This is a genomic window from Paenibacillus sp. BGI2013, from assembly GCF_002843485.1.
In the GTDB taxonomy this organism is placed as follows: Bacteria; Bacillota; Bacilli; order Paenibacillales; family Paenibacillaceae; genus Paenibacillus; species Paenibacillus amylolyticus.
Genome location: NZ_PJFA01000002.1, coordinates 25,297 through 38,674, shown reverse-complemented (window position 1 = coordinate 38,674; position 13,378 = coordinate 25,297). Strand labels below are relative to the sequence as shown.

At 43.5% G+C, this 13,378-nt stretch carries 17 protein-coding genes and 1 tRNA gene; 2 read left to right on the top strand and 16 right to left on the bottom strand.

The window, feature by feature from the left end:
• Positions 1-7 precede the first annotated feature (7 nt).
• From opp4B to rpsF, 7 genes are all read right to left on the bottom strand, one after another.
• Positions 8-970 carry an oligopeptide ABC transporter permease gene (gene opp4B / locus CXK86_RS04135; protein WP_036611942.1) on the bottom strand — a complete coding sequence of 321 codons (963 nt, stop codon included), beginning with the start codon at positions 968-970 and terminating at the stop codon, positions 8-10.
• A gap of 7 nt (positions 971-977) precedes the next feature.
• Complete coding sequence (locus CXK86_RS04130; RefSeq protein WP_017691436.1) at positions 978-1,910, bottom strand: ABC transporter ATP-binding protein; 933 nt, start codon at positions 1,908-1,910, stop codon at positions 978-980.
• Positions 1,911-1,924: 14 nt separating this feature from the next.
• On the bottom strand, positions 1,925-2,914 hold the full coding sequence (locus tag CXK86_RS04125; protein WP_101313565.1) for an ABC transporter ATP-binding protein: 990 nt from the start codon (positions 2,912-2,914) through the stop codon (positions 1,925-1,927).
• Between the two features lie 725 nt (positions 2,915-3,639).
• Positions 3,640-4,233, bottom strand: a complete 594-nt coding sequence (locus CXK86_RS04120; RefSeq protein ID WP_047841028.1) for a M15 family metallopeptidase — start codon at positions 4,231-4,233, stop codon at positions 3,640-3,642.
• A 228-nt stretch (positions 4,234-4,461) separates the two neighbouring features.
• On the bottom strand, positions 4,462-4,734 hold the full coding sequence (gene rpsR / locus CXK86_RS04115) for a 30S ribosomal protein S18 (RefSeq protein ID WP_017691433.1): 273 nt from the start codon (positions 4,732-4,734) through the stop codon (positions 4,462-4,464).
• A 56-nt stretch (positions 4,735-4,790) separates the two neighbouring features.
• Positions 4,791-5,276, bottom strand: a complete 486-nt coding sequence (ssb, locus tag CXK86_RS04110; protein WP_017691432.1) for a single-stranded DNA-binding protein — start codon at positions 5,274-5,276, stop codon at positions 4,791-4,793.
• 48 nt (positions 5,277-5,324) lie between these two features.
• Positions 5,325-5,618, bottom strand: a complete 294-nt coding sequence (gene rpsF / locus CXK86_RS04105) for a 30S ribosomal protein S6 (RefSeq protein WP_036611944.1) — start codon at positions 5,616-5,618, stop codon at positions 5,325-5,327.
• Positions 5,619-5,820: 202 nt separating this feature from the next.
• Here rpsF and CXK86_RS04100 point away from each other — a divergent pair, with 202 nt between their 5' ends.
• Positions 5,821-6,015, top strand: a complete 195-nt coding sequence (locus CXK86_RS04100; protein ID WP_036671877.1) for a YjzC family protein — start codon at positions 5,821-5,823, stop codon at positions 6,013-6,015.
• Positions 6,016-6,452: 437 nt separating this feature from the next.
• Here the strand turns inward: CXK86_RS04100 and CXK86_RS04095 are convergent.
• From CXK86_RS04095 to CXK86_RS04080, 4 genes are all read right to left on the bottom strand, one after another.
• Positions 6,453-6,543 (bottom strand) — tRNA-Ser (locus CXK86_RS04095).
• Positions 6,544-6,646: 103 nt separating this feature from the next.
• Positions 6,647-6,856, bottom strand: a complete 210-nt coding sequence (locus tag CXK86_RS04090) for a DUF951 domain-containing protein (RefSeq protein WP_036611950.1) — start codon at positions 6,854-6,856, stop codon at positions 6,647-6,649.
• A complete protein-coding gene (locus CXK86_RS04085; protein ID WP_101313486.1) occupies positions 6,846-7,787 on the bottom strand; it encodes a mechanosensitive ion channel family protein in 942 nt (313 codons plus the stop codon). Before CXK86_RS04085 ends, CXK86_RS04090 begins: the two co-directional genes overlap by 11 nt.
• Before the next feature lie 14 nt (positions 7,788-7,801).
• Positions 7,802-8,065: a putative Se/S carrier protein gene (locus tag CXK86_RS04080; protein ID WP_017691427.1), complete on the bottom strand. Its 264-nt coding sequence runs from the start codon at positions 8,063-8,065 to the stop codon at positions 7,802-7,804.
• Positions 8,066-8,182: 117 nt separating this feature from the next.
• Between CXK86_RS04080 and yyaC the strand changes: the two genes are divergently transcribed.
• On the top strand, positions 8,183-8,788 hold the full coding sequence (yyaC, locus tag CXK86_RS04075; RefSeq protein WP_036611957.1) for a spore protease YyaC: 606 nt from the start codon (positions 8,183-8,185) through the stop codon (positions 8,786-8,788).
• On the opposite strand, the gene CXK86_RS04070 is transcribed toward yyaC, so the two are convergent.
• From CXK86_RS04070 to noc, 5 genes are all read right to left on the bottom strand, one after another.
• A complete protein-coding gene (locus CXK86_RS04070; RefSeq protein WP_047841029.1) occupies positions 8,763-9,263 on the bottom strand; it encodes a DUF4446 family protein in 501 nt (166 codons plus the stop codon). The genes yyaC and CXK86_RS04070 overlap by 26 nt on opposite strands.
• A 140-nt stretch (positions 9,264-9,403) precedes the next feature.
• Positions 9,404-10,558 carry an aminotransferase class V-fold PLP-dependent enzyme gene (locus CXK86_RS04065; protein WP_101313485.1) on the bottom strand — a complete coding sequence of 385 codons (1,155 nt, stop codon included), beginning with the start codon at positions 10,556-10,558 and terminating at the stop codon, positions 9,404-9,406.
• Positions 10,559-10,719: 161 nt separating this feature from the next.
• Complete coding sequence (locus tag CXK86_RS04060; protein ID WP_036611964.1) at positions 10,720-11,565, bottom strand: ParB/RepB/Spo0J family partition protein; 846 nt, start codon at positions 11,563-11,565, stop codon at positions 10,720-10,722.
• On the bottom strand, positions 11,558-12,319 hold the full coding sequence (locus CXK86_RS04055; protein ID WP_036611966.1) for a ParA family protein: 762 nt from the start codon (positions 12,317-12,319) through the stop codon (positions 11,558-11,560). The genes CXK86_RS04060 and CXK86_RS04055 overlap by 8 nt, the downstream gene beginning before the upstream one ends.
• Before the next feature lie 189 nt (positions 12,320-12,508).
• Positions 12,509-13,327 carry a nucleoid occlusion protein gene (gene noc, locus CXK86_RS04050; RefSeq protein ID WP_036611968.1) on the bottom strand — a complete coding sequence of 273 codons (819 nt, stop codon included), beginning with the start codon at positions 13,325-13,327 and terminating at the stop codon, positions 12,509-12,511.
• Positions 13,328-13,378: the final 51 nt, after the last annotated feature.

Sequence of the window (13,378 nt, the reverse complement as noted above, 5' to 3'; positions counted from 1 at the left end):
CAAGTTCTTACTTGATCCGTATACGTGGATCTACAATTCCCAGAATTATGTCAGACAGCAATGCCCCGAGAATGGAAGCTACGCCATACAACAATACGAGTGCAGTCACAACGCTGAAGTCACGCAATGAGATGGAACTCAGGAACAACTGCCCCATACCTGGATAACTGAATATACTTTCGATGAATACCGTACCTCCGATAAGCCCTGTAATCTCATATCCGAAGAACGCGGCGATAGGTAATAATGAGTTCCTCAAGATATGCCTGTTGTAGATCCGGGATTCCGAGGCGCCTTTGGCTCTGGCAGTAATAACGAATTCCTTATGCTTGATATCAATGATTTCACTACGTAAATATTGAACCGTAGATACCGTTGTAATTAGTGCCATGGATAATGCCGGCAATAATAGATGATAGAACTTACTCATTACGTAGCTGAATGTGCCTGGTGTAAGACCCGGCGCAACGCTACCTCCTGTCGGGAACCAGCCGAAGTGGAATCCGAAGATCCATACCATCACCAGTGCGAAGATGAACAATGGTGCGGCAAACCCCAGGTAAGTGTATCCCGTGATCAACCGATCAGACCAGGTATCGTTGTAACGACCACTGATGATACCCAGTGGAATAGCGATCAGGTAAGTCAGTACAAGTGTCGCCAGTGCGAGCCAGAATGTATTTGCTACACGCTGACCGATCAAGTCGGTAACCGGCATTTTGAAACGGAAGGATTGCCCAAAATCACCTTGGATGGCGTTTTTGATCCAGTCCCAATATTGCACATACCAAGGATTATTCAATCCCAATCTCTCTCGCTGGGCTTCCAATGCTTTGGGATCAACGCTTGGATCAAGCAATCCGGTTAGTGCATCGCCCGGCATGGCCTTGGCCATCAGAAAGACCAAAAGACTAAGTAAAAAGATCTGAGGGATCATTATGATAATTCTGCGTACTATCGTTTTCCACATATGGCCTTCAACCTTTCTGAGGTAGAGCTACTCGGTGAGTATCGGAAATGGATTTGAGCGAGTATGCAAGTCCTTCCTCATCAAAGAAATTTCGGTATGAATGTTCATACTCGGATTTGACCTGTTGACGGAAGGCTACCATTTCCTCTCGTTTGGTTGGGTCCATATCCGGAATGGCTGCAATGAGACGTTTGGTATAGATGTGTTGCGGATTCTCAAAAATATCATTTGTTGTGCCCTGTTCCACATATCGACCTTTATACATAATTCCAATCTCATCACACATATGACGGATGATACCCAGATCGTGACTGATGAACAGATAGGTCAGATTTAATTCTTTTTGAATTTCCTGCATGAAGTTGAGTACCTGAGCCTGTACCGATACATCGAGTGCAGATACAGGTTCATCAGCGATAATTAACTTCGGCTTCAGGGCAATAGCCCGTGCGATGCCTATCCGTTGACGCTGTCCGCCGGAGAATTCATGAGGATATTTGTAGATTGATTCCGGACTCAGGCCAACCTTTTCAAGTAATTCTCTTACTTGTCTTTTCTCCTCGGTAGCTGTCAGACGCTCATAGTTACGAAACGGCTCAGCGATAATATCGATAACCCGCTTCTTTGGATTCAGTGATGAATATGGGTCTTGAAAAATCATTTGTACATCCCGCTGGAGCTGCCTGTTCTTACGTCGCTCCGTAGCCAGATTTTTGCCGTTAAAGAGGATCTTTCCGTCAGTGACATGGTTTAGCCCAATAATGGCTCTGCCTGTTGTTGTTTTTCCTGAACCTGATTCGCCAACCAGACCATAGGTCTGTCCTTCTTCAATGGAGAAGCTAACATCATCAACAGCCTTTACACTGCCAATTTCCCGTTTAAGCAATCCACCGCGAATCGGAAAGTGTATTTTGAGCCCTTCTACTTCGAGTAATGCCATTATGTTATTCCTCCTCAGCTTTGGTCAGGGAAATGAAAGTGCTGGTAACAGGTACACCGTACAAAGTGACCTGGTGCAATTTCATGCATCTGTGGGTTCTCTTCATGAGCCGATTCACTAATCCATGGAATTCGGGCTTTGAATCTGCACCCTTTGCGAGGAAGATTTTTGAGTGATGGTACAATACCTTGGATGACATGCAATTTGGATCCTTCTTCAGACAGGGTGGGAATAGAGTTCAACAGTGAGCGGGTATATGGATGCTTCGCATCGTTCATCAATGTGAAGATATCTGCGATTTCAACAATTTCGCCTGCATACATAACTGCTACGCGATCAGCCATCTCAGCTACGACACCCAGATCATGTGTAATCAGAATAATGCCTGCGTTAATTTCACTCTTCAGATCACGGATTAGCTCCAGAATCTGTAGTTGAATCGTAACGTCAAGCGCCGTCGTTGGTTCATCGGCTATGAGTAGTTCCGGTTTGTTGGCAATCGCAATGGCAATAACAATTCTCTGTCTCATACCACCAGATAGTTCGTGGGGATACTGCTTGTATATTTGTTCGGGACGTGGAATCCCTACCTGATTCAATAAGTGAATGACCTTTTCTCTCTTCTCTCTGGAAGACAGCTTGGACTGATGAAGTGTGAGAATCTCTTCAATCTGTTCACCAATAATCATTAGAGGATTTAGTGCGGACAATGGGTCCTGAAAAATCATGCCCATTTCTTTGCCGCGTAGCTTGTTTAATTTGCTTGGGGAGATGTTGGCAATATCTTGTCCTTTATAAAGAATCTGGCCTTCTATTTTTGCTTTGTTATGCAAACCCATAAGAGAGAATGCAAAAGCACTTTTACCTGACCCGGATTCACCTACAATCGCCAACACTTCATTTTTCTTCACCGTAAGGTTAACGTGATCCACTGCTGCATAATAGTCATCTTCAATTCTGAATGATGTTGTTAGATTTCTGACTTCCAATAGCTCTGTATTCAAATCAATCACCCTAACCCCATAATTTCCGTAGATTGTATTCGTGTGTAGAAATGCATCCACTGTATATTTCCAAGTTCTTGAAGATAACGAACAATAGCTTATACAAAATACCAAATTGTTAGGAGAAACAAGTTTAAGAGACTTATATTTAGACCATTGGTCAATTAATGTTGATAATTCCTAGCGGAATTATATATCAAAATAATTAATGTAATCATACGTGTAATTTTAGCTAACGTCAATGCTTATTTTGAGATTTTTGGTATAAATGTTTTTTATACTACAGATTTGGATATTAGTAATACTATAAAGGCTTATAGCAGGGAATTTGAGAGGCGTTATCTTGTTTTTGGCTGTGAGGTATACATAGGCAATTGGTCAAAATAACATATACATAACATAATAGTTACATCTAGTGTATGTGTATGCTTTAAATTAAGTAGACAATCTTAATTTTGCGTGAGGTAAATGTTACATATATGAGTGATGATTATATCTCGATCTATAGCCAAATTTTATTGAACCGGAGCCGTTATGCTTACAATTGAAATAATATGTGCGATCAGAGTAAAAAATCTAGTTAATCTAGTATAGTTTTATTTATTTGCTAATGTAAAGACCAAATTGTCATCTTTTATCATTTATTTTACAAAAGAAAGAAAAAAGCCCTGCAAAATGCAGAGCTTATCTAATAATTATTCATTTAAGTGTATATATAACACCTTTTACTGAGAGTCAGGAGGTCTTTTACCACGTTTTAACTCATTAATACTCAAACCAAAATCCATCTGCAAGTGAGGATAGTCCGGAAAGTTTGCCCAATCTCCACCCCAAGTGAAACCTAACTCTTTGGCGAGGTCCACAACTTCCATCCAGTCTGCCTTGCCATTGCCGTTATCATCCCGTTCCATATCCCACACCACATCACCCTCAGGCGTCCTCAATGCAAAATCAATTGCTAATCCGTAGTTATGATATGACTCACCACCACGCGCATTAGTAACGATATTGCCTGCGCTTGAGCGTCCTTGGTTGAATAGTGCATCTTGCTCCTCAGAACTTCGGTAACCGTGGGTGATAACAATCTCTATTCCACGTCTCGCTGCCTTACGTACCAATAATTTCTCATTCTCTGCAACCACAGGATGTAGGCCGGTGATTGGCAGAGCTTCTTGGATTGTTGTCCCGGGCCACATATTATCTATATCACCTTTTTGCTGTAACCACACATATATAATGGAAAGTAAAAGAGTAGCTATAATCCAGGTTTTTAGACTTCTCTTTTTTCTCTGTTTGCCTTTACGTTTTGATGTATTCATATCCACTCCTAGTGTTTATTCTGAAATAAACAGCTATTCCTGCTGCCTGTACCTTTTCAGTAGATTAGACTCTATTATAATTCATTTGAGCCTTGAATGCTTCTATCACCACAGTATTGAATTCTTCCATTTGTTAGAGTGGATCTGTTATTTCTATTACTTCTATTGATATATACAAAAAAGCAGCCGGCTATAAGCCGACTGCTTCGTATGCAAGCTGAGTAAAAACTACTCAGTTGTGTATGGCAATAATGCGATTTGACGGGAGCGTTTGATTGCAATCGTCAGCATGCGTTGATATTTAGCGCTAGTACCTGTTACACGGCGTGGCAAAATTTTTCCACGTTCGCTGATAAATTTACGAAGCAAGTCCGTATCTTTATAATCGATGTGAGTAATTTTGTTAGCTGTGAAGAAGCACACTTTACGACGTTTATTACGGCCGCCACGACGTGCCGGTCTTTTATCGTTGTCTCCGCCTTCTCTTTGCTTGAAGCCCATGCTTTTCAGTCCTTTCCTATCATGTAACCCATATCTCCTAGGAGTATCAGTTCATGTTAAAATGGCAAATCATCATCCGATATATCAATCGGTTTTCCGTCATCGGAAAAAGGATCCTGATTGTTGCTACGCGAATTATTGTTATTGTTCGCGCGTCCGCCGCCTCCATAAGAAGGCTCTTCACGCATTGGTTGCCCACCGCCGCCACCGCTATTATCACGGTTAGCTGACTCCAAGAAACGGACATTATCGGCAATGACTTCGGTCACGTATACACGTTTTCCTTCGTTATTCTCGTAGTTCCGTACTTGAATGCGTCCTTCGACTGCAGCCAGGCGTCCTTTGCGCAAGTAGTTCGCACAGGTCTCGGCAAGCTGTCTCCAGGTTACGACCGGAATGAAATCGGCTTCCTTTTCTCCCCCTTGGCTTGTAAACGGTCTGTCCACTGCCAAAGTAAATTGCGTAACTGCTACTCCTGCTGGAGTGTAACGCAACTCAGGATCCCGGGTTAACCGTCCGATCAGAATGACACGGTTCAACAATGTAATCCCCTCCTTCAGAGCGTATTGGTGCGTTAATCACGAGTAGTCTTAAGCAGACTTAACGTCGTTGGTAATGAGATAACGAATTACTTCGTCAGAAATCTTCATGAGACGCTCAAGTTCAGTTACAACTGCTGGTTCAGCAGTGAAATGTACCAGAACATAAAAACCATCACGGAATTTCTTGATCTCATACGCAAGACGGCGTTTACCCATAACGTCGTGAGCTGTAACTTCACCACCGCCGTTGGAGATGATGCCTTGGAATTTATCGACTGTAGCTTGAACAACTTCTTGCTCAATGTCAGGACGAATAATGTACATCACTTCATATTTGCGCATAATTTTCACCTCCTTATGGACTCTGGCCCTCAATCTAGGTTGAGAGCAAGGAACGAGCACAAACTCGAACTATATTAATATAACAAATACCGAGTCAAAGTGCAAGCAAACGTTCCCTGTACATATTGGCACATGATCAGCCCGGCTATGGAGCACACTACAGAAGTAACAAAGTAACATAATTTGCAGAGGAGGTTTTATCATGGGTGAAAAAACCGAGTTTGAACCAGGAGACAAAGCACCAAACGATGGAGAATACACAGAAGTTGGGGAAAAAAGCTTTGTCACGGAAATTCAGAACCCAAAGCGTGTTACGCTGCAAAAAGGTGAAGCTTTCCCCGAAACAAGCAATCATAATCGCAAGTGGAAGAAGCTGACCAAAGCCCGCGTCCATTAATCGCAATACTTTTTTACGATCCATGTATATAAAACGGAATAAAGCACATAATACAATCAGGCGGTGCACGAGAGAGGTGTGGTTCCGTTGGACAACGAAGCCGATCATTCGCTGTTGGAGATTCATCACGTAATTTAAGAAGCAAGTGGTTATGTGTAGTAAGGCCCTTCGTCTGAAGCACGCGTATTGCTACGTGCAGTACACCAAGTGTCTGATTGTTACGACCGATTGTTTCCTAACAAACAAATGCACCGCCGGATAAAGAGCCCTTCGGGGCTCTTTGTTTTTCGTTCGAGTCATTAATGATGCATCTGATATGGATACATTTCAATACATATTCAATAAAACGTTATACCAAAAAAGACTTTCCTAATGGAAAGTCTTCTTATCGATCTTTTTATTAAACTCAATGTGTATTGAGTAAGTTACATTTGAAGTGGCGGAAAGGGTGGGATTCGAACCCACGCACGCTGTGACACGCCTAACTGATTTCGAGTCAGCCCCCTTGGGCCTCTTGGGTACCTTTCCGCAGCAATATTGATTATAGCATGATCATTTACAGAACGCAACACTCCTACGGAGCCTGCATGTAAACGTTATTACGCATACTGCATACCGAATTATTGCAAGATCAGGATTCAGTGGAATCTTCGGCTGAACGCAGTACCTTCTTCATGTTTTTCTCGAATTTCGCTCTTGGAATCAACACGCTGTGTTTACATCCGACACACTTAATCCGAATATCCATACCCATACGAATGATCTCCATCTCATTGCTGCCACAGGGATGCTGCTTCTTCATCTGCACGATATCCCCAAGCTGGAAACTTTTACGCTCCACCTGTGCCATCCCCCTCATCTTTCTCCAAAGCTACTGCCTGTTCCAATACAGCTTGATTGCTCATCTCATGATACTCCAGCGTTTTCTTCACATCGCCCTGAATCTGACGTTCCACCGAAGCACGAGAGTTAGGCATACATTCAGCCACAATTCGCACCACATACTCAGATGTAGACATCGACTGTATACCGAGCACATCCGGCACCTTCACAATATTTAGGTCACGCTCTTCAATCCCAACCAAAGACTTTTTCACCAGATGTACTGACTCATCGAGACTTAAGTCCGCCTTCATCGGAATATCCACTACAGCCAGCGAATTCGACATGGAGTAGTTCGTTACACTTGCAATCGCCCCGTTTGGGATAATGTGCACTTCGCCTTGCCAGCTGACCAGTTTCGTTGTTCTAAGTCCGATCACTTCAACCGTTCCCTTGTAGGTTCCCGTCTGAATAACATCCCCCACAGCGAACTGGTCCTCCAATATAATGAAGAAACCGGTAATAACATCCTTGACCAGACCCTGTGCACCAAAACCAATGGCAAGCCCGAGCACACCGGCACTCGCGAGTAGAGGTCCAACTTGGATATTGATCTCAGATAACAGTAGCAGAATCATAATAAAATTACATGTTATGGAGGTCGCATTTTTCAACAGTTCCCCTACGGTTACGAACCTGCGCGGATTCACGCGAATCTTGCCTTCCTGCTTGCGTTCCATGGAACGATCTATAATCCGATAGACTACCTTAATGACAATACGGGTGATGATAAAAATAATGATGATCCGGATTGAGCTGAACATAATGTTAAGCCACATATCGGGATCTGCAATTTTGTTCCAGACTTTATCCGTCCAACGAAGGGCTTCACCAACGGCGGTTGCGGCATCACTAGCTGTAGTCCCTTGAGCAAACTGAAATGGCAGCATCCATCATGCCTCCTCTACATCGGTATGTTATCATAGCTGTCTTCTGTTTTGAAATAGAGGCCTCGGATCTCTACGAACTCATTACGAATGATCTTTTGCACTCGCTCCAGATCCTCTTTTGGAAACTGAATACATAGCGCACACCCTGCTGTAATTTCTTTTGGTGTAGGGAACAAATCAATCTCTATCTCAGCAAACTCCAGCAGCATTTCAGCACGCAGTGCCTGCTGGGTTGAATCAAATGCAATCAGCATCCAATCGTTAATCCATTCGTCCATGTCCGGCTCCTTTCGCTATACGTCCAACCCTAGAGAAAAAGCTTGTCCTCGTGAAGTATAAAACGCTCTACCTTTCCATATACTGTTACTACTATTCCAAGGGAAAGGATAGATCCTATGAATCCTACTTCGCGTTCCTTTTCATCACAAGACATGACCAGTTTGAAAATCCCCCATACCGATCCAGGTATTCACTCAGCCATTACCCATCGTTTAATGTTCCATCTCTATAAAGCCCATTCTCTGCAAAATGTAGTGATTGTCTGCATCGGCACAGATCGCTCAACAGGCGACTGCCTTGGTCCTCTGGTCGGATCAGCCCTTTCCAAGTGGGACAGCCCTTTATTCCATCTATATGGTACCTTGGATGAACCAGTCCATGCGATGAACCTGCAAGATACACTCCACAACATACAGAAAACACACCATAACCCTTATGTGATTGGCATTGACGCCTGTCTCGGTCAATCATCCAGTGTGGGATGCATTCAAGTTGTGAATGGTCCACTCAAGCCGGGTGCGGGGGTAAATAAAGAATTACCGCCGGTCGGCGATATCCATCTGACAGGTATCGTTAACGTCGGCGGCTTTATGGAATACTTTGTTCTACAGAACACACGGCTCAGTCTTGTTATGCGCATGTCCGAGATTATTTCCAGCAGTCTATACTCGGCCATTCGGGAATGGCATACACGTTCTACTCTGCTTGCTGTGCCAGAGTAATAGCTTCCTTTTCCTCTGGGGACAGAGTATACGTGGACTCTCCCCCTTTAAGAGGTTTGGCATATACGTAAGAACCGTCACGGTTATATATCCCCGTAAGGATCATGCCATCCTGGCTATCGTTAATCATGGCCATTGAGAAGCTCAGATCACTGCCACGCTCTCCATATGCATTGTACCTTTTCACACCAACTTTACCTTGAATGCGGGTCAGCTTTTGCATGACAACTTGCAGCTGATTCGTTTGCAGTTTGTGTTCATCCTCAATGCTGTCCATCTGAAGTTTCAGATTAATCAGCAATGATTCCAGGTCCTCTACTCCACTGCCAGCCATCATGGCTTCATATTTACGTTTAAACTTTCGTAACTTTGCCCCTTGAACAATACTCACAATCAGCAAGATCACCGTAAGTAATGCCATTCCGCCAATAATCCATAACAGCTGTTCCAGAATCAGCTCGTTTAATTCAGCCATGTAATTGCAACTACCCCTCTATATTTTTGATCAGATTAACGTCTGTCCTGTAATATTATCATTCATTATAAATCAACCCGATATCCATAAGCTTAATCAAGCAACCCTGTATCAAATGAGTTCATCATTTCAACTCTAATCTAGTCTGCCCCAGTCAATTCAAACACTGCCTTAACGAGTGCTTCCACATGTTCTCTAGTTGAATTGTATCCCACACTGGCCCTTACTGCTCCGGTAGCGGTTGTACCAGCAGATTCGTGTGCAAGCGGTGTGCAATGAAAACCGGAGCGAACCGCAATCCCATAATTCCGATCTAAACGGAAGGCGAGTTGTGCTGAATCATACCCATCTACAGTAAAAGATACTAATCCAGTGCGTGGCTGTCCAATCTCTGGACCAAGCATTCGTATACCCTTAACGGATGACAACCCATCCATCATAAGTTGGGTCAGTTCCCACTCATGTTGGTAGATGACCGCTGGTGTCATCTCAAGTACATGTTTCACACCCGCATTCAGCCCTGCGATCCCGACTGTATTCGGCGTCCCCGCCTCATACCGATCAGGACGCACCTTTGGCTGCTCTAGAGCTTCTGACTGACTTCCTGTTCCTCCATGAAGTAAAGGCTCTATATCGAGCTCTGGAGCAATGTACAAGCCCCCTGTACCCTGAGGACCGAGCAGTCCCTTATGCCCTGGAAAAGCCAACATATCAATGCCCAATTGTTGTACATTCACAGGCATAACCCCAGCACTCTGAGCTGCATCTACCAATAAGATCGCCTGATGTTTACGACATAGGAGCGAAATTTCTCCAATAGGAAGAATACTGCCAAGCAGATTCGAACTATGTGTACATACCACCAATCTGGTATTGGAGCGAAACATACGTTCCATTTGCATCAGATCAATGGCTCCAGCAGCATCAACAGGTACATAATCAATCTCCACATTTCGGAGTCTTCGCATGTACTCCAGTGGTCGTCTGACTGAGTTATGTTCAGCCATGGTGGCAATCACATGGTCGCCCTCTCTGAGCGAGCCTTGAATAGCTAGATTTAGCGCTTCTGTCGTATTTGATCCGAATGCAATATCATTCGCATTTTTGATTCCAAAGATATTGGATATGGATTTTCTCGCCTCGAACAATACACGACTTGCCTGAACAGCCATACGGTGACTTCCTCTGCCAGGATTAGCTCCGGCAATCTCCAATGCACTCAACATCGCATCACCGACAGCAGGTGGTTTGGGCCAAGATGTTGCTGCATGATCTAGATAGATAACTCCCTCCACCTCACAACCACCTCTGTCCTATAAATTAATAATTCGCCTGCACATATTGCACATATAACCCTATAAACAAAGAATGACATATCGTTTCTCCATGGTACAGAGGCGATATGTCATGACATGAGTAAGCCCCGCATGTTGTTAATGAATCATAGAGCCGACTGTTATTGTAACAATTCCAATAGCCGTTCCAGATCCTGTTGACTGTAGTAGTTGAGCTCAATTTTACCTTTATCTTTATTGTGCTTGATTTTCACTGTAGTTTTGAAACGTTCACGAAGAGATTCTTCCAATGTATCAATGAATGGATCTTTCTTTTTTAACTTCGATTTGGCTTTAGCCTCACCTGTTTTGGAGCGATCCAGTTGTTGAACAGCTTCCTCCAACTCACGTACACTCCATTGCTGATCAATGGTCTGTTTCGCAAGTTGCTTCACTATAACCTCGTCTTTAACACCCACGATCGCACGTGCATGTCCCATAGATAATGTTCCACGTGAAACATGGTCTTTTACTTCTTCGGGCAATGATAACAGACGCAAGAAGTTAGCAATGTGAGAACGTGATTTACCGACTTTTACAGACAACTCTTCCTGAGTCAACGCGAATTGATCCATTAACCCCTGATAAGCAACTGCAACTTCCATGGCGTTCAGATTCTCCCGTTGCAGGTTCTCGATCAACGCAATCTCCATTACCTGCTGATCACTGAAGTTGCGGACTACAGCCGGTACCGTGGCATTACCACAATATTGCGAAGCTCTGAACCGTCGTTCTCCGGCGATAATCTCATAACCTCGTAATACAGGACGAACAATAATGGGTTGTATGACACCATGCTGACGAATGGACTCAGCAAGTTCATGTATTGCGCCCTCATCAAATACTTTACGTGGTTGATAGGGGTTAGCCCGCAGTTGACTAATCGGGATTTCTACGACTTTATCATCGTCATTAATTGAAAGCGAAGGAATGAGGGCATCAAGACCTTTTCCAAGCCGCTTACTCATAAGAAATCACTTCCTTTGCGAGCTCTAAATACACTTCCGCCCCTCTTGAACGAGGGTCATACGTAATAATGGATTGACCATGAGATGGTGCTTCACTAAGCCGTACGTTACGCGGAATAATCGTTTGATATACTTTTTGTTGAAAATACTTTTTCACTTCTTCAATAACCTGAATCCCCAGATTGGTCCGCGCATCAAACATCGTTAGCAATACCCCTTCAATCTGCAGGGATGTATTCAGATGTTTCTGTACCAGACGAACCGTATTGAGCAACTGACTTAATCCTTCAAGTGCATAATATTCACACTGAATCGGAATGATCACCGAATCGGAAGCAGTCAACGAATTGATCGTTAACATACCAAGAGATGGTGGACAATCGATCAGTATGTAATCATAGTTTTTTTTCACCATGGCGAGTGATTTTTTCAGGCGAACTTCCCGTGATATCGTGGACACCAATTCGATCTCGGCTCCGGCAAGCTGAATCGTTGCAGGTATGATATGAAGGCCTTCAATCTGAGTCTCCAAAATTGCTTCTTGAGGAGGAACCTCATTAATAATGACATCATATATACAATTAGCCACATCTGCTTTATTGATTCCGACTCCGCTGGTTGTATTCCCCTGAGGGTCAATATCGACAAGCAATACTCTTTTCCCGAGTGAAGCCAGTCCTGCACCCAAGTTAACAGATGTCGTCGTTTTCCCCACACCGCCCTTTTGATTTGCTACGGCCATAATCTTAGACAATTACTTCACCTCAAATAAAATAGGAGTCTTTTCTGTAGGTTGTGAGATATTGTTAACAAAAAGCAGGCGGCTATCGTCCACACAAACAACAACTACCGTTCCATCAATATACCGACCGTTCTTTAAACATGTCAGACCTAACTTGCTTTATAGACATAAAAAGCGGCCCATTGCCGCCATAAGCTTCAATTATTTGCGTTTTGGAATATGGATAACGATCTCATAATGATCCTCATGGTCTGCTTCTTTGGTTTTGATGTCCAGACCAGAGCCAGTTACCATATCAATGGATTGGCGAATCGTATTAAGTGCAAGTCTTACGTCCTTGGTAAAGGAAACACGTCTAGATTTTTTAATCTTAGAAGATTCCTTGTAGAAGGCAACACGTGCCTCTGTCTGTTTCACATTCAATTCTTTTTCGATAATCTCACCGAGCAACTTCATCTGCAGTTCTTCCGTATCCAGAGAAAGTAATGCTCTTGCATGCCGTTCAGAAATTTTGCGTTCCATCAGTGCGGCCTTAATGCCGTCCGGGAGCTGTAACAACCGAATTTTGTTCGCGATGGTTGACTGGCTTTTGCCGAGTCGTTGTGCCAGACTTTCCTGTGTCAATTGATGCAAGTCGATCAGCTTCTGATAAGCGACAGCTTCCTCAATTGAAGTCAATCCTTCACGCTGCAAGTTCTCAATCAGTGCAATGGATGCGGCCTGAGAGTCGTTGAATTCACGCACAATAGCCGGAATCGTATCCAAACCCAATTTTCGAACTGCACGCCAGCGACGTTCCCCGGCAATAATCTCATATGATCCATTTCGCACGCGAACGACAATAGGCTGAATTACACCATGTGTTTTGATCGTCTGCAACAACTCATCAATTTTATCATCATCAAAAATAGTACGGGGTTGATATGGGCTGCTCACAATTTCATTAACCGGAATCTGTTTGATCTCATCTCCGTTATTGCGCTCCGCCAAACCAAACAACTTCGAAAATTGTTCTTTCATTCCGCAGATTACCACCTAGTTTCGTAATAGCTCCCACAGTCTTTGCAGGTG

What these genes read in the sequence shown, in the direction of transcription:
- CXK86_RS04070 (WP_047841029.1), bottom strand. Translation starts at nt 9,263, where the DNA reads ATGGCTGAATTAAACGAGCTGATTCTGGAACAGCTGTTATGGATTATT.
- noc (WP_036611968.1), bottom strand. Translation starts at nt 13,327, where the DNA reads ATGAAAGAACAATTTTCGAAGTTGTTTGGTTTGGCGGAGCGCAATAAC.
- CXK86_RS04080 (WP_017691427.1), bottom strand. Translation starts at nt 8,065, where the DNA reads ATGGACGAATGGATTAACGATTGGATGCTGATTGCATTTGATTCAACC.
- yyaC (WP_036611957.1), top strand. Translation starts at nt 8,183, where the DNA reads ATGAATCCTACTTCGCGTTCCTTTTCATCACAAGACATGACCAGTTTG.
- CXK86_RS04085 (WP_101313486.1), bottom strand. Translation starts at nt 7,787, where the DNA reads ATGCTGCCATTTCAGTTTGCTCAAGGGACTACAGCTAGTGATGCCGCA.
- CXK86_RS04120 (WP_047841028.1), bottom strand. Translation starts at nt 4,233, where the DNA reads ATGAATACATCAAAACGTAAAGGCAAACAGAGAAAAAAGAGAAGTCTA.
- rpsF (WP_036611944.1), bottom strand. Translation starts at nt 5,618, where the DNA reads ATGCGCAAATATGAAGTGATGTACATTATTCGTCCTGACATTGAGCAA.
- CXK86_RS04060 (WP_036611964.1), bottom strand. Translation starts at nt 11,565, where the DNA reads ATGAGTAAGCGGCTTGGAAAAGGTCTTGATGCCCTCATTCCTTCGCTT.
- rpsR (WP_017691433.1), bottom strand. Translation starts at nt 4,734, where the DNA reads ATGGGCTTCAAGCAAAGAGAAGGCGGAGACAACGATAAAAGACCGGCA.
- CXK86_RS04100 (WP_036671877.1), top strand. Translation starts at nt 5,821, where the DNA reads ATGGGTGAAAAAACCGAGTTTGAACCAGGAGACAAAGCACCAAACGAT.
- CXK86_RS04130 (WP_017691436.1), bottom strand. Translation starts at nt 1,910, where the DNA reads ATGGCATTACTCGAAGTAGAAGGGCTCAAAATACACTTTCCGATTCGC.
- opp4B (WP_036611942.1), bottom strand. Translation starts at nt 970, where the DNA reads ATGTGGAAAACGATAGTACGCAGAATTATCATAATGATCCCTCAGATC.